Source organism: Vibrio kanaloae, assembly GCF_024347535.1.
GTDB lineage: Bacteria > Pseudomonadota > Gammaproteobacteria > Enterobacterales > Vibrionaceae > Vibrio > Vibrio kanaloae.
Genome location: NZ_AP025498.1, coordinates 399,106 through 419,721, shown reverse-complemented (window position 1 = coordinate 419,721; position 20,616 = coordinate 399,106). Strand labels below are relative to the sequence as shown.

General features: G+C 44.3%; 13 protein-coding genes. 7 read left to right on the top strand and 6 right to left on the bottom strand.

Annotation, left to right across the window (positions count from 1 at the left end; all coding sequences use genetic code 11):
* Positions 1–217 precede the first annotated feature (217 nt).
* Together OCV24_RS16160 and OCV24_RS16155 are read left to right on the top strand one after the other, a co-directional pair.
* On the top strand, positions 218–2,068 hold the full coding sequence (locus OCV24_RS16160; RefSeq protein ID WP_136997455.1) for an ABC transporter ATP-binding protein: 1,851 nt from the start codon (positions 218–220) through the stop codon (positions 2,066–2,068).
* Between the two features lie 288 nt (positions 2,069–2,356).
* Positions 2,357–3,061 (top strand): DUF445 domain-containing protein, encoded by a 705-nt coding sequence (locus tag OCV24_RS16155; protein ID WP_017057718.1) that lies wholly within the window; start codon positions 2,357–2,359, stop codon positions 3,059–3,061.
* Positions 3,062–3,186: 125 nt separating this feature from the next.
* On the opposite strand, the gene OCV24_RS16150 is transcribed toward OCV24_RS16155, so the two are convergent.
* From OCV24_RS16150 to OCV24_RS16130, 5 genes are all read right to left on the bottom strand, one after another.
* Positions 3,187–3,675 (bottom strand): Lrp/AsnC family transcriptional regulator, encoded by a 489-nt coding sequence (locus OCV24_RS16150; RefSeq protein ID WP_017057717.1) that lies wholly within the window; start codon positions 3,673–3,675, stop codon positions 3,187–3,189.
* Positions 3,676–4,780: 1,105 nt separating this feature from the next.
* On the bottom strand, positions 4,781–6,307 hold the full coding sequence (gene putP / locus OCV24_RS16145; protein ID WP_017057716.1) for a sodium/proline symporter PutP: 1,527 nt from the start codon (positions 6,305–6,307) through the stop codon (positions 4,781–4,783).
* Positions 6,308–6,407: 100 nt separating this feature from the next.
* Positions 6,408–7,112, bottom strand: a complete 705-nt coding sequence (locus tag OCV24_RS16140; RefSeq protein ID WP_017057715.1) for a 1-pyrroline-5-carboxylate dehydrogenase — start codon at positions 7,110–7,112, stop codon at positions 6,408–6,410.
* A gap of 11 nt (positions 7,113–7,123) precedes the next feature.
* Positions 7,124–10,261: a bifunctional proline dehydrogenase/L-glutamate gamma-semialdehyde dehydrogenase PutA gene (gene putA / locus OCV24_RS16135; protein ID WP_017057714.1), complete on the bottom strand. Its 3,138-nt coding sequence runs from the start codon at positions 10,259–10,261 to the stop codon at positions 7,124–7,126.
* A gap of 181 nt (positions 10,262–10,442) precedes the next feature.
* Positions 10,443–11,267: an AraC family transcriptional regulator gene (locus OCV24_RS16130; RefSeq protein ID WP_017057713.1), complete on the bottom strand. Its 825-nt coding sequence runs from the start codon at positions 11,265–11,267 to the stop codon at positions 10,443–10,445.
* Positions 11,268–11,748: 481 nt separating this feature from the next.
* Between OCV24_RS16130 and OCV24_RS16125 the strand changes: the two genes are divergently transcribed.
* Positions 11,749–12,852: a PEGA domain-containing protein gene (locus OCV24_RS16125; RefSeq protein WP_017057712.1), complete on the top strand. Its 1,104-nt coding sequence runs from the start codon at positions 11,749–11,751 to the stop codon at positions 12,850–12,852.
* Positions 12,853–13,041: 189 nt separating this feature from the next.
* Positions 13,042–14,868 carry an SUMF1/EgtB/PvdO family nonheme iron enzyme gene (locus tag OCV24_RS16120; protein WP_150877574.1) on the top strand — a complete coding sequence of 609 codons (1,827 nt, stop codon included), beginning with the start codon at positions 13,042–13,044 and terminating at the stop codon, positions 14,866–14,868.
* 122 nt (positions 14,869–14,990) lie between these two features.
* On the opposite strand, the gene pdxH is transcribed toward OCV24_RS16120, so the two are convergent.
* Positions 14,991–15,626, bottom strand: a complete 636-nt coding sequence (gene pdxH, locus OCV24_RS16115) for a pyridoxamine 5'-phosphate oxidase (RefSeq protein ID WP_017057710.1) — start codon at positions 15,624–15,626, stop codon at positions 14,991–14,993.
* A 190-nt stretch (positions 15,627–15,816) separates the two neighbouring features.
* Here pdxH and OCV24_RS16110 point away from each other — a divergent pair, with 190 nt between their 5' ends.
* The 3 genes from OCV24_RS16110 to OCV24_RS16100 all read left to right on the top strand — a co-directional run bounded on the left by OCV24_RS16110 (position 15,817) and on the right by OCV24_RS16100 (position 20,560).
* Positions 15,817–17,724, top strand: a complete 1,908-nt coding sequence (locus OCV24_RS16110; protein WP_150877752.1) for a sensor histidine kinase — start codon at positions 15,817–15,819, stop codon at positions 17,722–17,724.
* 37 nt (positions 17,725–17,761) lie between these two features.
* Complete coding sequence (locus OCV24_RS16105; RefSeq protein ID WP_146443516.1) at positions 17,762–19,057, top strand: sigma-54-dependent transcriptional regulator; 1,296 nt, start codon at positions 17,762–17,764, stop codon at positions 19,055–19,057.
* A 111-nt stretch (positions 19,058–19,168) separates the two neighbouring features.
* Positions 19,169–20,560, top strand: coding sequence for an HlyD family type I secretion periplasmic adaptor subunit (locus OCV24_RS16100; protein ID WP_046222950.1), 1,392 nt, complete (start codon positions 19,169–19,171; stop codon positions 20,558–20,560).
* Positions 20,561–20,616 lie beyond the last annotated feature (56 nt).

Here is a 20,616-nt window from a genome sequence, read left to right as displayed (position 1 = left end):
AGGATTATCACCGTTGCATAACAATCAATTACGTTTGAAATAAGCTTAATTTTTTCCTGTCTAATTCAATCTAAAATAGACGTATTTAAAAACACTCTTTACGTTTTCTTCAAACAACCCCCCTCGAACGACGTAACGCTAATGCTTATAGAACTCAAATCGTACTTATAAAAACATAACTGCACATCGTGATGCAGTGGCTTACAAAAGGAAATTTATGTACAAGAAATTTGAAGGCTTTACCGAAGCCTTTCCAAAGGGAGAGCCAATACAACCTCCCACTGGAATACTAGCATTCTGTCGCCATTACACTCGGGGCTTTGAAAAGCCGTTGATAATACTCGGGTTGATGACAATGACCATCGCGATCATCGAAGTTGCGCTGTTCGGTTACATGGGGCAACTGGTTGACTGGCTATCAACAAGTAACCCAGACACTTTCTTAGCAGACAACGAGTCGACATTGATGGGGCTCGGTATTCTGCTGTTGGTTGTGATGCCAATCTTGATCAGTGTTTACTCGCTATTGCTTCACCAAACTTTACTGGGCAACTACCCAATGTCGATTCGTTGGTTAGCGCACCGCTACCTTTTGAAGCAAAGCCTGTCCTTTTATCAAGATGATTTCGCCGGGCGTGTAGCCACCAAAGTAATGCAAACCTCGCTTGCGGTGCGTGAAACCGTGACCAAGATGGTCGATGTGTTTGTTTACGTAACAGTTTACTTCACGGCGATGCTGTTCATGCTTGCTGAATCAGATTGGCGCTTAATGGCACCGATGTTGATTTGGTTATTTATTTACGTCGGCATTCAACTGCATTTCGTGCCAAAGCTTAAAGACGTATCTTCAGAACAAGCCGATGCTCGATCGCTGATGACGGGCCGTATTGTCGATAGCTACACCAATATCGCAACCGTCAAACTGTTCTCACACAGCAAAAGAGAAACCGAATACGCAGAAGAAGGCATGGAGAGCTTCTTAGACACCGTACATCGACAGATGCGCTTGGTAACAGGTTTCAACATATTGGTTGAGTTTGCTAACTACTTACTGGTGTTCAGCATTGCGGGGATCTCTATCTACTTGTGGCTAGATAACGCGATCACCGTGGGTGCCATTGCGATTGCAGTCAGCTTAGCTTTGCGTATTAATGGCATGTCGAAATGGATCATGTGGGAAATCGGTGGCCTGTTTGAAAACCTAGGAACCGTGATTGATGGCATTAAAACGCTCTCCAAATCCATCGCTATCGAAGACAAAGAAGATGCGAAACCTCTCGTAGTCACACAAGGTGGCATTCACTTCGACAATGTGAGCTTTAACTACGGTGAAAATAAAGGTGTTATTAATCGTCTGAACCTTAATATCAAACCAGGCGAAAAAGTAGGCTTAGTTGGCCGTTCTGGCGCGGGTAAGTCGACCTTAGTTAATTTGCTATTACGCTTCCATGATGTAGAAAGCGGCCGCATTCTGATTGATGACCAAGAGATATCAGCGGTCACGCAAGACTCTCTACGTAGCAACATTGGTATGGTGACTCAAGATACTTCACTGCTCCACCGCTCAATCAAAGACAACATTCTTTACGGTCGTCCGGAAGCATCGGATGAAGAAGTGTATGCCGCAACCGAGCAAGCGCACGCACATGAGTTCATCGAAACGCTAACCGACCCATTTGGTAATGTTGGTTACGATGCACAAGTGGGTGAGCGTGGTGTTAAGCTTTCTGGTGGTCAACGTCAACGTGTCGCTATCTCTCGCGTACTGCTGAAGAATGCTCCACTTCTTGTTCTCGATGAAGCAACTTCAGCACTCGATTCAGAAGTCGAAGCAGCCATTCAGGAAAGTTTGATTGAACTAATGGAAGGCAAGACAGTGATTGCGATTGCACACCGTTTGTCGACCATCGCTGCGATGGATCGCCTAATCGTACTCGATGAAGGCAAGATCGTTGAAGAAGGCACTCACCAAGAGCTCATTCTGCACAATGGTATCTATGCACAGTTGTGGAGCCACCAGACAGGAGGCTTCATTGCCGATGATCTTGACCAAACATCAAACGCTTAATTCATGTGATATTTTAAATTATGTGGCGTGTTTCACATCAATTTGTTAATTAACGAGTGAATTACACATAGCAGAATGTTATTTCGTAACTATATAATGAGATTAACATCAAAGGCGCTTCGCTTGCGCGTTCTGGAATAAGGCTAGACTTCGGGGGAAGGCTAGCCTTTTTTATATTCGTCATTCGGCACTCTGTATTTCCCTTTCCATCACTAGATTGATCCTTTGGGTTTTTTTCTTGGCGTTTTTTTCTTAAAATGCGCGCAATACTCATTCTAGAGATCAACCATGAATAAAAGTGTCTTAACTAACGTGCTTGCGTTAGCACTGCTTGCTGGCGGCTATGCGACAGCAAACCAATACTTGCTTTATGCTGGCCTATTTGCATTTTCAGGCGCCATCACCAACTGGCTTGCGATCCATATGTTGTTCGAAAAAGTACCCGGCCTATATGGCTCAGGCGTCATTCCTGCGCGTTTTGAAGAGTTCAAGGCCGCCATTAAGCAACTGATGATGGAACAGTTCTTTACTGAAAGTAACATCGACCGCTTCCTTAGCAGTGAGATGACTGGCAAATCGCTCAATCTAGAGCCAGTGATTAAGAAGATCGACTTTAATCCTGCGTTCGATTCACTGGTTCATGTAATCGAGAACTCACAGTTTGGTGGCATGTTGGCAATGGTTGGCGGCACAGAAGCACTACAACCGATGAAAGCGCCATTTGTGGAGAAGATGCAAGAATCTGTGATTGAAATCAGCAAGAGTGACTCTGTAAAAAATGCCATTAAAGATGAACTTGAGTCGCCTGCAATGATGGATGAAATCAAAGAGAACATTGAAGCGATAATCGATCAGCGTTTGAATGAACTAACACCAAAACTCGTTAAAGAGATGGTTCAAACCATGATCAAGAAACACCTTGGCTGGCTAGTCGTTTGGGGTGGTGTGTTCGGCGGTATAATCGGTTTAATTTCTGCGGCGATTACCCTTTAGTCTGCTCGTTCTCAGTTTATCTGATTGCTTTTTTCTGGCACCCAACAAAAAATGGAAGCTCATCAGCTTCCATTTTTATATCCAATCAACACCCACTTTAGCTATGAAGCCGCGAAGACGTCGCTCTACTTCAAGGTTGCCAACAACTCAGGGTTTACACCAAAACCCTTTTTATGCTCTTCAATCACGACTTCACTACGCGTCTGAATAACGCCTGGCAAGGTGCCTAGTTTGGTTGCCATAAAGGCTTGGTATGCCTTCATATCTTTAACTCGAACCTTGATCATGGTGTCAAAGTCACCAGACAATGAATAGCACTCTTCCACCTCAGGCATCAACTCAACCGCTTGAGCAAATTTATCAAAAATCGAAAAACTGGTTTGATCGAGACGGATATGGATAAAGACTTGCACATCAAGCCCTAACTTTTCTGAGCACAATTCAGCGTGATAACCCGTTATGTAACGCTCTTTTTCCAGTCGTTTCAGTCTATCAGAGCAAGGAGAAGTTGTTAGGTTTACCTGTTTCGCTAATTCAACAACTGGCAGGCGCCCTTTTATATGCAGAATTCTTAGTATCTCTTTATCGATACGATCAAGTTGATGCTGAGACATAACATTCCTTAAACATTCTAAATTCGGCTCAGTATATTCCATACTAAGAGCAATCGGGCAAAACCCTGCTCACACATTTAAAAACTAAATACATCAACAACATTCAAAGAAAATGTAAATACCCGAAAAATGGTAGTAGCCCCTGTCAATATTAAGTTATTAACAAACTATTATAGCCATGACCCGATTAACACATAAATTGAGCCAGAAAAGAAAGAAGGGAAAATACCAAAGTGAATAATAAAATGAGCAAAGGTCAGGGATAATTCTATGATTAAAACACAAAAAATTGCGTACCAACCGTACTGTGTTAGCTGAAGGGCAGAATCAAAGCATGTTACTCAAGCACTAATAAATCGAGCACTCAAATTGTGGATGGAAAGTGAAAAATGATGACAATAGCATTGAAGCAGAACTTGAATTCAAAACGACATCGAAAACAAAAAACCTCCCTAGCGGAGGTTTTTCTCTAGGTTAGTAAACACTTACTATACGTTAGCGAGACCAACTCGGGGAACTGTGCTTCCAGTTTCACTGCGGCAATTGCACGTGCGACAGAAGTGCTGAGTTTCCATATTATAGTGAAGGTTGCCACTAAATAGTTTTGACGTCCATTGCATCATACGACCGGAAACGGTCTCAGGCTCTGATTCACAACGTTTCATTACCGACTTATGTGGTGTTGTTTTTTTACATCCTTTGCAATAGAGATCAGGCATACCTTTGTCCTATAGGTCTTTAGTAGTTACTGACAATTGACACATCATGTCTAATTAGGTTCCACAATTCACGGAGCTAAATACAAAAGTGGGCGCCAAGTTCAAAAAACAATCATTTTTCTATTATATTTTTGACATCAAACGTCACTAATATCAGTCCTCCACGCGCTGAATGCTCTCACCACGTTCTTATCACGCTAAGCTCGATGAAAGGTATTATCTCCATCTAATATTGACCAGTAAGAACTCAAGGCATTAGAAAATAGACAAAAAAAATAGAGCCACCGAAGTGACTCTATTCTAGGGTTTACATTGTAAACTCTTGTCATCATTGAGCTAGTGAGCATCCAGCCCTATGACTTAGCTGAAAACCTCAGTCCAGACGATTAGTCTAGTTCAACAAGGTTTTTCTCGAACTCAGCGTGTTGCTTCTTAACTTGGTCTTCTGGCTCGCCAGTGATTAGACTCACGATAACGATAGAGATAGTCGATAGGATGATACCCGGTACGATTTCGTAAACATCGAACCAACCGCCCGTGAACTGTTTCCAAAGAACAATCGTTACACCACCAACCACGATACCCGCTAGAGCGCCGTTGCGGTTCATACGAGACCAATACAGGCTCAATACGATAGCAGGACCGAATGCAGCACCAAAACCAGCCCATGCGTAAGACACAAGGCCAAGTACTGAACTGTCTGGTGTCATTGCTAGAGCAAGTGCAATAAGAGAGATTAGGATTACCGCGAAGCGACCTACACGAACGATCTCTTCAGACGTCGCATCTTTCTTAAGTACTTGCTTGTACAGATCTTCTGCCATTGCAGATGAAGAAACAAGAAGTTGCGAATCCGCAGTACTCATGATTGCCGCTAGGATTGCCGCCAGTAGGATACCTGCGATTACTGGGTGGAACATCGCGTTCACAAGAAGCATGAAGATCTTCTCGCCATCCTCTAGCTTAGGCGCGCCAGAGTTAGTCACGTAAACTAAACCAACAAGACCAACCAACATTGCACCAATCATAGACAGTGCAGTCCATACCACAGCGATACGACGCGCTGTTGTTAGGTCTTTATTGCTACGCGTTGCTTTGAAACGAGCAAGGATGTGTGGCTGACCAAAGTAACCTAGACCCCATGCAGCTAGCGAGATGATCGCGATAGCAGAAAGAGGCTCACCTTTCGCATCATTCCATAGCGTGAGTAGCTCTGGGTTGATGTTATGAAGGTCAGTAGATAGCTGACCAAGGCCACCGTTCATAGCTGCGATTGGTACAATCAATAGCGCAGCAGACATCAACAGACCTTGAACCAAGTCAGTCCAAGATACCGCAAGGAAACCACCAAACAGGGTATACGAAACCACACATACCGTGCCGATAATAACCGCTGTTGTATAATCTAGGCCGAATACCGTTTCAAACAATTTACCACCCGCTACTAGTCCTGAACTTGTGTAGAAAAGGAAGAATAAAAGGATAAAGAAAGCAGAGATCGTTTGAATCAACTTCGAATTATCATTGAAACGACGAGATAGGAACTCAGGCAACGTCAGTGATTCTGTTGTAATACTGTAAGTACGTAGACGTTTAGCACTGATTAACCAGTTCGCCCAAGTACCAACAAGTAGTCCACCAGCAAGCCAGAATGCTTCAAAGCCAGCAGCGTAAGCGTAACCTGGTAGGCCAAGTAGCAACCAACCACTCATGTCTGATGCACCAGCAGAAAGTGCAGCAGGCCATGGGCCTAACGAACGACCACCTAGGAAGTAGTCAGTTGAGTTAGATGTACGTTTGTAAGCAATAACACCGATTGCTAGCATCATAATTAGATACGCAATAAACGTCGTCGTTATTGCAAAGCTGTTTTCTATCATTTGATAGTCCTCATTTTGTAGAATGCCTTCCATGCCTGACTATATGGATTAATCTCGCCATGAGAGAAAAGGTTAATCATTTAGTTAGGAGATATAGGGCTTTGAGGAACCTCAAAGCCCGTTTTACTGAAGGTTAGTGAGCTTCGCTTCCCAGTTCGAGCAAGGTCGCGTTACCACCCACGGCTGTTATATTTATAGTTCGCGTACGCTCAGTAATAAAACGCAGCGATAAGTGTGGATCGTTAGCAACATTCATTGCCGTAAGATCCGTTTCAGCTACTAAACCAACGATTGCACCGTCACGCTTAGCAAGCTGTAAATTGATAGCTTGTGCAGATTTTGAGTTACCTACATAACCTACGCTTCGTACATCGCAAGACAGCAGCTGTTGTGCAGCGTCATACGAGGCAACTTGCACCAAGTTAGTTGGCAGATTCGCTTGTGTCGCCGCATCGGCAATTAAGGTGTTGAACTGCACGTCATCACTGCACAACTGAACGCTGTTCCCAGCCAATAGTGCCGCAATAATCATTGCCATTGCGGTTTGCAGTGCTGGCACTTTCTCTTCGCAATCATCAACAATCACCAAAGCCACACCACGACCTGCAGCATACAACTCGTTGGTTTCGCCCGTAGGACCTGGCATGAGGTGGTGTTCTGCAAGTAATGCTGACGCTTGCTCTAGATGATAAGTCGCTACTGCTGCCAAAGGTGCAGATTGGCTTTCGATCTCTGATTTAAATGAAAGTACCTGAGCACTCTTATAATCAAAGTCAGTAAGATTCCATTGTTCCCACGCTAGCAAAGCATCAGAAAAACCTGTCACTTGATGAACCATGATACTGCTCCTTATGCCTTGTCTTGTGATTGAGAAAAATGAACATCGGTAAAGCGATACAGGTAGTGAGGACCACCCGCTTTAGGGCCAGTACCCGACAAACCTTGGCCACCAAATGGTTGAACACCAACAACAGCACCCACTTGGTCACGGTTGATGTAGCAGTTCCCCACACGAACGTGTTTTTCGATCCAACGGTAAGTAGTCTCGTTACGGCTGTGGATCCCCATAGTTAGGCCAAAACCTGTTTGATTAATTTGATCTACAACTTGCGCTAACTCACTCGCTTTGAAGCGAACAATATGCAGCACAGGACCAAATTGCTCTTCTTTTAAGCAGCTGATGTCATCAATTTCAAATGCACTTGGTGGAACAAAATCACCATGTTCACAATCCGTACCTAGAGAAAGTTGAGCCACCTTCTTCTGGGTATTGGTCATGTTTTCTAAGTGCGCCAACAACTTCTGCTTCGCATTTTGGTCGATAACAGGACCAACATCCGTTTTATGAAGATGTGGGATGCCAACACTAAGCTCGTCCATCGCGCCATGAATCAATGCAATCACGCGGTCTGCAATGTCCTCTTGGATGTAAAGCACACGCAGTGCAGAACAACGTTGACCTGCCGAAGCAAATGCAGAACGAATCACATCACGAACCACCTGTTCAGGCAGTGCGGTACTGTCGACGATCATCGCGTTCTGGCCACCGGTTTCCGCGATAAACGGAACAGGCTTAGCGTTACGGCTTGCCAAAGACACGTTGATTCGTTGTGCCGTTGGTGTTGAACCAGTAAAGGCAACACCCGCAATCGCATCATGACTAGTTAGCGCACTGCCGATCTCAGCACCACGACCTGGAAGTAACTGAATGGTGCCAGCAGGGAAACCCGCTTCATTCATCAGTTCAACGGCGCGAGCTGCAATCAAACTTGTTTGCTCAGCAGGTTTCGCCACAACCGTGTTACCCGCGACTAGTGCCGCTGTAATTTGGCCTAGGAAGATAGCGAGAGGGAAGTTCCAAGGGCTGATACAAACGAACACACCGCGACCTTGTCGTGAAGCGATTCGTGTTTGGCCATCAAAACCTTTTAGTTCGAAACCTTGTAGGTTGTTTGCTTGTTTTGCGTAGTAACGACAGAAGTCGACCGCTTCACGTACTTCATCAACGCTATCGTGAATCGTCTTACCCGCTTCTTGATGACAAATCGCCACTAGCTCAGCAAGGTTGTCTTCCATCAGGTCAGCCAACTTCTCAAGCGCAGCCGCTTTGGTTTCAACCGATGTTGCGTTCCAATCAGCGAATGCCGCATCTGCGCCAGTGATCGCTGCGGAAACATGATCAAGGTTAGCGAAAGCCACCTGACCCACATTAATACGACGATCGTAAGGTGCGGTTACTTGCTCAACGTTCTGATCAGCCTTGATCATGCTTTCGGCAAGAGATTCACCGTTGATCACAGGGCCTGCAGTCCATTGATTGTTAAGGTAAGACTTAACCTGCTCTTCAAACTGGTGAGCTTCACTTTCGATATCAATGTTCACACCGTAAGAGTTCTTACGCTCAGGGAATACCGCTGGAGGCAGAGGAATCTTAGTGTTGTTTAGCGTATCAAATGCCAGAAGCATATCGACAGGGTGTTGTGTCAACTCAGCAACTGGGCAGCGAGCATCAACCAAACGGTGTACAAACGAGCTGTTTGCGCCGTTTTCTAGCAAGCGACGTACTAGGTATGGCAGAAGGTCTTTATGGCTGCCAACCGGTGCGTAGATACGTACTGACTGTTGGTAAGCTTCCATCGCATGATTGTAAAGAGAATCACCCATGCCGTGTAAGCGTTGGAATTCAAAATCTTTGTGCTCAGTCATCACTGCGATAGCAGAAACCGTATGAGCATTGTGGCTCGCAAACTGCGGGAAGATATTGCCACGAACACTTGGGCTCAATAGGTAACGCGCACATGCAAGGTAAGCTACGTCTGTCGCTTCTTTGCGTGTATAAACTGGGTAATCAGTGAAACCAGCCTGTTGTGACCATTTGATCTCGCTGTCCCAGTAAGCGCCTTTCACCAAGCGAAGCGGGATTAAATCACCCTGCTCTTTCGCCAAGCGATTTAGCCATACTAAAACAGGCAGTGCACGCTTTGAGTAGGCTTGAATAACCAGACCAAATTTACCCCAACCTTTTACAAGGTCAGTGCGGTACAGTTTTTCGAATAATTTAAGAGAAAGCTCTAGGCGATCCGCTTCTTCAGCATCAATCGTAATCGCAACATCAAGCTCTACGGCGCGGCGCAATAGCTGCTCTAGCGTGTCGCAAAGTTCAGTCAATACGCGATCTTCGTTCGCCACTTCATAACGTGGGTGAAGCGCAGAAAGCTTGATAGAAACCGATGGAGCAGGACTCGATTTTGAAGATACGTAGGTATCTCGACCCACGGCTTCAATCGCCATGAGGTAATCTTTGAAGTATTTGTTTGCGTCTGCCGTAGTCAGCGCTGCTTCACCTAGCATGTCGTATGAGTAGGTAAAACCTTTGTCACGCATAGATTTACCGTTCTTTTGCGCTTCAGCAATGCTGCGGCCAAGAACGAATTGGTGACCCATCACCTTCATCGCTTGGTGCATCGCTTTACGAATTACCGGCTCAGAAAGCTTGTTGACTAAACGGTTAACGGCTTGACCCGCACTCTGCTCATTAGATGAAAGTCCAACCACCTTGCCTGTTAGCATTAGGCCCCAAGTTGATGCGTTAACAAAAACCGAGTCAGAATTCTTCAGGTGAGATTTCCAATCCGCAACACTGAGTTTGTCACGAATCAGCGCATCAGCCGTTGCTGAGTCAGGAATACGCATCAAAGCTTCCGCCAGACACATCAGCAAGATGCCTTCTTGAGTATCTAAGCTGTATTCAAGCAACAAGGCATCGATCATCTGGATAGAAGTCTTATCCGCGCGGATAGATTCGATCAATGATGTCGTTTTGTCTGCGATTTGCTTCTTTTCAGACTCAGAAGGGGTAGCTAGTGGCAGGAGCTGCTCTAGCCATTGGGTTTCATCCACCATATACAATGGTGAGATAAGCGACCATAGATCATCAAGCGATTGCTCATTGAATTCTGGTTTTAACACATCAGTAGCTGTAAACATGCGTTTTCCTTAATCTCACACCCGAAAAGAGTTCGGGCTCTCTACAATGGCAGCAGTGTATTTTGAGTATATAAGGATTACTTGTCAAAAACTCCGGGGTTTTTGCCAAAAGCTCGCTTTATTAACAAAACAAACACAACGTCACATATGAAACTTTAATATAACCTGGTATTTCATTCCATTATTTAACAGAAATTTGCTTTTTGTATTGAGATGGTGACATGCCTTGAAGGCGCGAAAAGGTGTGAGTAAAAGAGGATTGACCGGAGAAACCAGCAAGTTCTGCTACCTGACCAAGGCTAAGATTACCTTGTTCGATTAAGCGGCGGGCGCGATCGATGCGTTTACCCAAAACATACTGATGTGGAGTAATACCCATTTGAGCTTTAAATAGCATGTGGAACTGACTTTCACCTAAGAACACACTACCCGCAAGTTGCGCGACCGAGATCTTGTTCACTAGGTGCTGCTCGATGTACCGATCCAATGCATCAAGATCAAAACGCGAGTCTTTTATTAAGGTTTCAAATGCTGAAATATGTCTTTGCATCAACGCTATCACCGTATCATTACACGCACGACTCAACAGGAGATCATCAGGGCTCGCCTGCATCTCTTGCACTAGCATATGAATAAGCTTTTGAATTTGCGCGTCTAATTGGAAGTAGACATTCGATGATGCTAACTGGTTAATTTTCTCTAGCATCAGAGGGTCATCATCGGTTGGCATTGGCATATTAAGCACTAGAATATCCGATTGACCGACCACTCCCCCGAAAGCATGATCAGAGCTAGCCGTCACCACACAACCTTGCCCAGGCCCGACAAGATTACCTTTCCCGTTGATCTCAAACTCAGCCCGTCCTTTTAAACCAATGACTACCTGCGAATAATGGTGATCGTGGCAATCCATGTGAGATGGCAAAGTAATGATCTCAGCCGGACGAGGCACAGTAAGGCCTATCGGAGACAAATCTAGGTTTGGCAAAGGTAAAGGTTTTGGCATGGCATCAAAATACTGAAGTCGACATATTAATAATACTACTCTGAAATCTACTTAAGATGAATTTGTAAATGATCATGAGAGTCATTTCTTCACACTTTACGAAAAGATCACGACCGTGATCGTTGTGATCATGCCTCCGGAAAGATGATCATGAGTGTATAAACTACGGCCATTGTAGAACCAATCGTTCCGGTAATTTTAGGGGCTTAAAAGCACTCACACAGACCATCAGAGTGGTTCATAGATGAGAACGTAACAACAGCACAATCACATCAGAATTTTCTTATAGAGCTCAAATAATTAACCTTTAACCCGTAAAAAGTGTATCCGAAGTACCGAAACTTGGCTTTTGAGTAGATTGGATGGCAATAAAACGGTATAAAGATGGGTACTGTGTCAATTGATAATAACTAGTGACTCACAACTAGAAAGTTGACACTTTATTAACGAGCCAATTTCAATCTATAAGTTGCAGGGACCTATGACTAACTTTCGAATTTCAGCGCTTTTACTTGCGCTATCCCCTCTTTGGGTATCTGCATCGTTATCCGCTGAAGAACTGAATCAAGTCGATCCCGTTTCAGCTATCGATGCAAAGCTAACAGAGAAAAACTCAGATATTGAGCGTATTTCAGCAACCAAAGTATCGGCGACTGAAAACTTAAAACAACTACAGAACCAAAACAGCAAGTTGTTACGCGAAGGTGAAGAACTAAAGGCAAAACGCAACAGAGCTAAGTCTGTGCTAGACAAACAGTACAGCCGCTTACTTGAAGATCCAGAAACAGATTTGGTTTCTTTTCAGAAAAGCTACCAAGATGCTTGGGCAGCCGTGAAAGAAAACCAATCGTCTCAGCTAGATAACCAACAAGCGATGAACGAGAGCGAGATTCACCTTTCTCAAATCAAGCAAAAACAAGCTCGTCTAAATAATGAGTTGGCTAACTTGAGAGAGTCCAAAGTTGCAGCTCGAGTTAAACGTATCGCCACAGAACTTCGTGAAAGTGCTGTTCTTGAAACCAGCTACACCACCACATGTTCATCAACAATGACACTGGGTGAGTGTACTGCTCAAGGCAAGCACTTAACAAACCAAAAAGCAGTACAGACGTTTAAGTCTCAATTACTTGATCAGCTCACAGAAAGTGCACTCGCGAAGCAAAATTTACAAGGTGTTCAACTGAATATCCATGTTCAAGATAGCCAAGCGATCAAGAGCGGCTTCTCCGGTAATAATTCTTACTTCATGCAGATGCAGGCTCAACTTCAAGCTAAACCTGAAGCGGTTGCAGCGTGTAACTTATTGAATGTCTCAACACGCTACTGTTTAACAGGCAGTGACGCAGCTGTGGTTAAAAAAAGTGACAAACAGTGGGCTAATGTGACAGTGCGCTCTGATCAATACAATGACTCAGTCACCATCAACGGCATTAAGTACGGCAGCACACCTATTGAGGTTGCTCTACCAAGCGGTCGTCACCAAGTAACTATTTCAAAAGAAGGTTATGAGTCTTACAACCGCACTGTAACCATCAGCGGCAGCGATACTATTTGGGTTAAACTCCTTCCTAGCAAGGAAAGTTAAACCCTCTCTATAGTGAGAGAGAGCTCAGCCGACATAAAAAGCTCAGTCGATATAAATAGCCGTGCCTATTTCACAAAGCTGAATGATGACTCGCCATTTTGTTGATAGTTATAGAAAGTAGCTACAGACGAAATGGCGTGTTAGTTTAGATTATTCGATTAACCTAACTTACGATTGAAGTAGCCCAACATGCGCCAAGGTTTCCCCACTCTACTATTTGCACTTGCTCCCTGCTTAATGACGCCTGCTGTTTTTGCTGAGACGCCACCAGCGATCGCAGCGTCTGTCACCGATATTGAAAGCTTACTTTTCGAAAAACATGCCGATTTAACGTCTGTTGAAAAGAAAATGTCTGAGAAACAAAACCTAGTCGACAATCAGGCACAGCAAACCGCGCGTCTCGCTAAGTTATCAGCTCAAGCAGAGCAAGCACTCGCAAAGGCAAAAACTGACCTAGAGCAAGATTACTCGCGCATGATTGATGAGCCAGATTTCGATATTTCGCCAGCTCAAAACCGATTCCAAGACGCTTGGAAGGCCGTAAAAGAGAGCAAGCTTGCGATTTCAGACGCAGAACAGAAACAGCAAGGCTTAGCTATGGAGTTAGAAGCTATTCAAGCAGAGAAAACAGCTGTAGAGGCTTCAATAGCAAATCTAGGTCAAGACAAGTTAAGAGCAAGAGCTGAGCGACTAAGAAACGAGATAACTCAAGCCGTAGAACAAACGGTCAGCTTTACTAACCGTTGTAGCCATGACATGACATTGGCACAATGTTCAGAGCAAACCGTGACCTTAGCGCTTCAAAAAGCGGTGAAACAATTTCAGAAAAGCCTTGTGGACAACGCGACTGAATCAAAAGCGGTGAGAGAACATCTCGCATCTGCTTCACTAAACATTCACGTTCTGCAGCACAAAGTAAAATCCTCTGGCTTCTCTGAAAATAATCGTTACCGAGCGGTTATTACTGCAAACCTAGAAACGCGTCCAGACAAAAATACACCTTGCCGCCTACTTGATATTCAATCGTCCAACTGTTTCACGCAAAGTGAGCAACAAACCAACGATCAACAAAAAGAAGTCGCTTGGGTCAACTTAGTGGTTCGCTCAAATAAGTACAACGACAAAGTTTCTATCAACGGCGTGAACTATGGCAGTACTCCGGTTGAAGTGATGTTACCAACGGGCCCACACATAGTCACGATAGTGAAAGAAGGATACCTTCCTTTCAATCAAGAATTGAAGATAACCCGCGATCACAACCTAAGAGCGGTATTACAAGCCAAACAGAACTCATTGAACGTTGGCACTAAGTTTGCCGACCCAATGGGGAGCAACATTCAGAGCCCAGAAATGATTGTTGTCGGCTCTGGTCGTTACCTGTTGGGCGAACACAACGCCAAGCAAGTCACAATCAAACAACCATTTGCTTTAGCAGCAACGCCAACCCGTGTTCAAGATTTTAAAGCGTTCGTTGAAAGCACTGGCTACCAGACTGACGCAGAGCTGATGAATACTTGTGATAAGTTCGTCAATGCCGAGATCACGACGGTTTCTGACAACGACTGGCAGAGCCCTGGCTTTATGCAAGCAAATAACTCTCCTGTCGTTTGTGTGAGCCAAAACGATGCCAAGGCTTACACTCGTTGGCTATCTGACAACACAGGTTTCACCTACCGCTTACCAACGCCACAAGAATGGGAAGCTGCTGCAAGAGCAGGTCAGAATACCAACTTCTGGTGGGGCAATGAATTTCGTTCAGGTAAAGCCAATACCGGCTGGGCTGGTACTCCTTGGTCAAACGTCAGTACATCCCCGGTTAAATCATTCTTACCAACACCAACGGGCTTCTACGACATGGTGGGGAACGTATGGGAATGGACAGCCACTCAGAAAGGCTTAGCGAAAGGTGGCGCATGGAGCTTCTCTCCAGAAGAGGCGAAAGTGTATAACGAACTGAACGTTGCACCTTCAACCGCAGCCAACTATCTAGGATTCAGAGTATTACGAGAGCTGTAAACTCTCAGGGTTTACTTTAAGTAGCCAAATAGTGTCTCTATATCGAAAAAATACCGTTGATGTGAGTAAACACAAAATCAACGGTATTTTTATTTCGATGAAGCAAACTAAGGTTAATGAGACTAAGGCGCTAGGCGATCAATGTCCCAGCGGTTGTCTTGACGTGAGAACAAGAAGCGGTCATGCAGACGGTGTTCGCCACCCTGCCAAAACTCGATGCTATTAACGCGCACTCGAAATCCCCCCCAGAAAGAAGGGACTGGGATCTCTCCTTTCGCAAACTTCTGCTTTAACTCTAGATACTTACCCTCTAGAATCCCACGAGCAGAAATACGGCTACTTTGTTTACTGGCAATAGCGGCTAACTGGCTCTCTTTCGGACGAGACGAGAAGTACTTCATGTTTTCCATCGCAGTCAACTTTTCCGCCGTGCCGGTAATGTGAACCTGTCGTTCTAACGGATGCCAAGGGAAGTGCAGGCTGATCTTGCTGTTGTGCTCAAGTTGGTGCGCCTTACGACTACCTAAGTTGGTATAAAAAACGAAGCCATCTTTATCCACATTCTTCAGCAAAACAATTCGTTGGAATGGCTGACCATTTTCATCAACCGTAGCAACTGTCATGGCAGTAGGGTCAGTCAACTTAGCTTCAATGGCTTGCTCTAGCCATAGATTGAACTGCTCAATCGGGTCTGCGGCCAAGTCTTTACGTCTCAACCCACCCTTAGCGTATTCGCGACGAATGTCTGTAAGTTCCATTTGATTGCTCCTTTTAATTTTTTGTGATTTTGCGCCGTAATGCTTTGAAACACAAGTCTCAGCCTTGGTTTTGTGTCAAAGAAGGTTCGCTGTGTTAACGAGATCTCGGTACTCTAGACACCATATTGATAATCTTTATATAAACCGATTATAAGCTGAGATCCTAGTGACTAATATACTGTCTAACCTGATGACCCCTTTTGTTTTACTCTCATTGTTATTGGGAACAGCAGGACTCACCGCCACTCACTTTTTAGCAGTGCAATTTCAAGAAAAAGCCGTTACACAGCAACTTAACGAAGCTGCCAATAAAGCCAATCTGCAAATCGATTCTGAGTTGGATAAGTTCAAACAAATCCCAGATTTACTCAGTCACGATCCACGCCTACTTTCTTATTTTGACCAGTCACCACAGTCAGATAGAATGACCACAACACAACTCAATAAACTGTTGTTTGAGTGGTCGAGTCAAAGCCAGGCCGATACCATCTATATCCACAACCCAAGCGGCACAGTGGTCGCTTCAAGTAATTATCAAAAAGCGCAAACTTTTGTCGGTGAGAACTTCTCGTTTCGCCCCTACTTTGCCTCTGCGATTAAAGGCAACAATACGCAATATGTCGCGCTAGGTGCTCGCTCGAACGTGCGAGGTTATTTTTTATCTTCACCGCTGTATATCGCGAAGGAAGTTGTGGGGGTTATTACCGTAAAGGTGAGTTTAGAGAATCTCGAAAACATCCTAACCAGCGACGACTTTGAGATCATAGTACTCGACTCGAACCAAGTGGTTTTTCTTTCGAGCCAGATTCACTGGCTTTATCACTCATTACTGCCATTAAGTGAGCAGCAGCAACAAGATATCGCCCTTCAACGCCAATACGGTCAAAGCCAAATTTCGATTATAGAAGCCTTTCGCTCTTCAAGCGTTGCAAAAGAAATTAACGAAGCAAATCAGAGCAATGGTATTCCAGCAAGCCAAGTACAAAGAAACCTAACAGCGAATCAATTATTTAAGCTTGGTAATTTCAACCTTTACCCCACAGAAATTAGCCACAACCAATACCAAGTAATTGCTTTAAAAGAGACCAATGCTGAAATCCTTAAAGTTCTACAGATCGACGTAATCTTTGTCGTCATTTACAGCTTGATGGTGCTCATTGCTTGGTCGTGGCGTCAGACCTATGTAGCGAAAGTGGCGTTAACTCGGCTTAACCAAAACTTAGAGCAAGCCGTTGATAAACGCACCCAATATTTAAAACAATCTAACCAGCAGCTTCAGCAAACCATCTTTCAATATCAAGAGTCTCAGCTAAAGCTTAAACAAACAGAGCAAGAACTGACACAAACCGCCAAACTAGCCGTGCTTGGGGAGCTGTCAGCCAGCATTAATCACGAAATCAACCAACCACTTGCGGCCCTGAGAACCTACAGCGAGAACAGCGTAAAACTGCTTGAAATGGGACGTTCCGATTTAGTCAAAAGCAACCTAGATAAAATGATCGCTTTGAATGCATCTATTACAAAGATCATCACCCGCCTGAAAGTTTTCACCCGTAAGGTCACCAAACAACAGCACCACAAGGCAAACCTTCATCAAGCGATAAACAACGCCACCACTATTCTCAGTACATTGATGCTCAAGCACGGCATTACCCTTAGATTAAGTACAGTGCCAAATGACATTAATATTGCCATTCACCCTACAGAGCTTGAGCAAGTGTTGGTTAACCTCACTCACAACGCCATTCAAGCACTTCAACAGCAATGCCTTGAACAGGAAACCTTGAAAGAACAGCAAGCCCAAGGCCACCATTTGAATCAGCTGGCTAGCCCGCAGATTGGCGTTGAATGGCAACTGCAAAACGGTACATGCCGGCTGATCATTTGGGATAACGGGATTGGTATTTCTGATGATAAACTTGAGCAACTTTTTGATCCATTTTTCACCACCAAACCAGAAGGCTTAGGATTGGGACTCTCAATATCGAAACGGATTATTGAAGCGTATCACGGCACGATTAAAGCAACACAGCGAGCGCCCTCAGGCATGCTATTCTCGCTAGATATTCCACTTTATAAAAAGAGGGCTAACGCCTAATTTTGACCGACTGTTAAGGACTCGGCTCTTGCACTCTATGACCAAACTCTATTTTGTAGACGATGAACCAGCCATCCGAGACTCCGTAGAACAAGCGATGCTCATTGAAGGCATCGACATTGTCTGCTTCCCAAATGCCATTGAAGCGCTAAATAAAATTGATGTGACACAAGCAGGCATAGTGATCACTGATATTCACATGCCAGTGATGAATGGTATTCAATTTACTCAAAAGTTGTTAAACCAAAACCCCAACTTTCAAATCATCGTACTCACTGGACACGGCGATGTACAAACTGCAGTGTCTGCAATGAAATCCGGCGCTTATGATTTTTTCGAGAAACCGTTTGTTATCGATGCTCTACTTACCGCAGTAAAAAAAGCCGCCGACAAACTCGCCTTGGTTGAAGAGAATAATCTATTAAGAAAAGAGTTAGCAATGCAGAATCAGGTGGGGCCGAAACTCATTGGCCAATCCCCTTCTATGCAGCAATTACGCCGTGAGTTAATCACTCTAGATTGCAAACAAAACCCGTTGTTACTGTTTGTCGGTGACGTCGGAACGGGCAAAAGAATTACGGCGCAGTACACACATGACTTACACAGCCATCAAACGGCCGAGCTTTGTCCTATCACCGCGTTCAATTTACCACGCAGTGATGAAGCGTCATTTCATCAGTTTGTTTTGCAGTTATTTCTCAAACACCAGGGCGGAACACTCTATATCCATGAGACAGAGGTATTAACTCAGGAGCAATGGTTATGGTTAGCAAACCTAAAACCCACTCTACTTCGTGAAAACTCATGCAAGACCAATGCAACCTGTATCATTTTAGCAAGCACAATAGTTCCAACTACAATTATAAGTGCACTGCGCCGCTTTGATTTATTACCGTTGGCACAAAGGCCAGAAGATATTGGCTCTTTGTTCAAACATTTTGCTCGTGGTGCAGCAAGCCGCTATCAGCTGCCGCCGCCAGTTATCACAGAAAAAGAGATTCAACGGCTAATTGCCACTCATTGGAGCGAAAACATTCGACAGCTTCGTCAACATGCTGAACTCAGAGTGTTAACTCAAGTAAAGCAGCCAGCACTCGGCAATGATAAAAATGAGCAAAATGATGAGCACCAATTTGATACGAGCATCGAGGAGCAACAGCTATCATTAAATCAACGTACCGATAGCTTTGAGCAAATTATCTTAATTGAGGCATTACATCGCCATCAAGGGCGGTTAAAAGAGGTACAACAAGAACTACAAGTGTCGCGAAAAACACTTTATGACAAGCTAAGAAAGCATCAGCTCGATAAAACGGATTTCAAAAACCGATAAGAATTGAAAGATATATAAATTCAAATATTTAAAGGTGCCAAATCTTAACATTTATCAAAAGTAAGAATACACTCAATGAGCTTGTACTTTATTTAGTAACCAAGGACTGTCATGAGCCAGAAGAATTACAGCAAACTGAACGACACCGAACTTGAGTATGCCGATGATAAAACAGCGGCACTGCTACTCAATACGCCCACCAGTGCGCGTATCATGCTGTGGATGATCGTGTTGTTTTTTATTGCTGCTATTGCTTGGGCCTCTTGGGCTGAAGTCGATAAAGTCACCGTTGGTCAAGGTAAAGTTATTCCTTCGTCCCAAATCCAAGTTGTCCAAAACCTTGAGGGTGGCCTAGTAAAAGAGATATTAGTTAGAGAAGGTCAACGCGTTAAAAAAGGTCAACAGCTTCTCTTGATCGATGACACTCGATTCCGTTCTGACTTTCGTGAACGCGAACAACAAGTCGCCAACTTAACAGCCAACGTGCTGATGCTTTCTGCTTCATTTAGCAGTGTGGTCATCAACGAAGAATTCTCCGTCGAAAACTGGGAACAAAGTGTCTCACTCGACTACGGTAAATTAGCCTTCCCTCCAAAGTTCTACGAGCTTCATCCAAAACTGGTTAACCGCCAAAAAGCAGAATATCGCCAAGACCTTAATAATCTAAAAAATCAACTTTCCGTTTTTGATCAACAGGTTGAGCAGAAGCAACAAGATCTTATTGAAATAAAAGCACGCGTCGATAACTTAAGACAGAGTTACCGATTCGCCCGCCAAGAACTAGAAATAACAAAGCCGCTTGCCGACGAAGGGGTAGTACCAAGAATTGAACTACTCAAGCTTCAAAGGCAAGTAAACGATACTCGTCGAGAAATGACCTCTAGTGAACTCAAAATTCCTCTACTGCGCTCCGCAATCAAAGAAGCCATGCTAAGTCGTATTGATGCTGCGCTGAGCTTCCGCTCAGAACAACAAGAAAAACTGAACCAAGCACAAGACAAACTCTCAGCAATGACCGAATCTTCGGTTGGCCTGGAAGACAGAGTCAATCGTACCGTGGTGGTATCCCCCGTCACAGGCACAGTAAAAACATTGGGCATTAATACCGTTGGTGGAGTCATTCAGCCTGGTATGGACATTGTTGAGATTGTACCAACTGAAGACTCGCTACTAGTTGAAGCAAAAATCGCTCCGCAAGACATCGCTTTTCTTCGCCCAGAGTTGACCGCTATTGTTAAATTTAGTGCTTATGACTTTACTAAATATGGTGGATTAGAAGGCGTGTTAGAACACATCAGCGCCGATACTACGCAAGATGAAGAAGGCAACAGTTTCTATATCGTGCGTGTACGTACTGAAAAATACAGTTTCGGGCACAATGAAGAGCTGCCTATCATTCCGGGAATGACGGCCTCTGTCGATATCATTACAGGTAAAAGAACCGTGCTTGAATACATGTTGAAACCGATATTAAGCGCTCAAAACAACGCATTAAAAGAGTAAGGACGTTTGATGTTTAATAACGCCTTGCAGCATACAACGAATAGACAAGAGCAAAG

Bases quoted from the DNA above. Each gene is read 5' to 3' on its own strand.
- OCV24_RS16160 (WP_136997455.1), top strand. From the start codon at position 218: ATGTACAAGAAATTTGAAGGCTTTACCGAAGCCTTTCCAAAGGGAGAG.
- OCV24_RS16155 (WP_017057718.1), top strand. From the start codon at position 2,357: ATGAATAAAAGTGTCTTAACTAACGTGCTTGCGTTAGCACTGCTTGCT.
- OCV24_RS16150 (WP_017057717.1), bottom strand. From the start codon at position 3,675: ATGTCTCAGCATCAACTTGATCGTATCGATAAAGAGATACTAAGAATT.
- putP (WP_017057716.1), bottom strand. From the start codon at position 6,307: ATGGAAGGCATTCTACAAAATGAGGACTATCAAATGATAGAAAACAGC.
- OCV24_RS16140 (WP_017057715.1), bottom strand. From the start codon at position 7,112: ATGGTTCATCAAGTGACAGGTTTTTCTGATGCTTTGCTAGCGTGGGAA.
- putA (WP_017057714.1), bottom strand. From the start codon at position 10,261: ATGTTTACAGCTACTGATGTGTTAAAACCAGAATTCAATGAGCAATCG.
- OCV24_RS16130 (WP_017057713.1), bottom strand. From the start codon at position 11,267: ATGCCAAAACCTTTACCTTTGCCAAACCTAGATTTGTCTCCGATAGGC.
- OCV24_RS16125 (WP_017057712.1), top strand. From the start codon at position 11,749: ATGACTAACTTTCGAATTTCAGCGCTTTTACTTGCGCTATCCCCTCTT.
- OCV24_RS16120 (WP_150877574.1), top strand. From the start codon at position 13,042: ATGCGCCAAGGTTTCCCCACTCTACTATTTGCACTTGCTCCCTGCTTA.
- pdxH (WP_017057710.1), bottom strand. From the start codon at position 15,626: ATGGAACTTACAGACATTCGTCGCGAATACGCTAAGGGTGGGTTGAGA.
- OCV24_RS16110 (WP_150877752.1), top strand. From the start codon at position 15,817: ATGACCCCTTTTGTTTTACTCTCATTGTTATTGGGAACAGCAGGACTC.
- OCV24_RS16105 (WP_146443516.1), top strand. From the start codon at position 17,762: ATGACCAAACTCTATTTTGTAGACGATGAACCAGCCATCCGAGACTCC.
- OCV24_RS16100 (WP_046222950.1), top strand. From the start codon at position 19,169: ATGAGCCAGAAGAATTACAGCAAACTGAACGACACCGAACTTGAGTAT.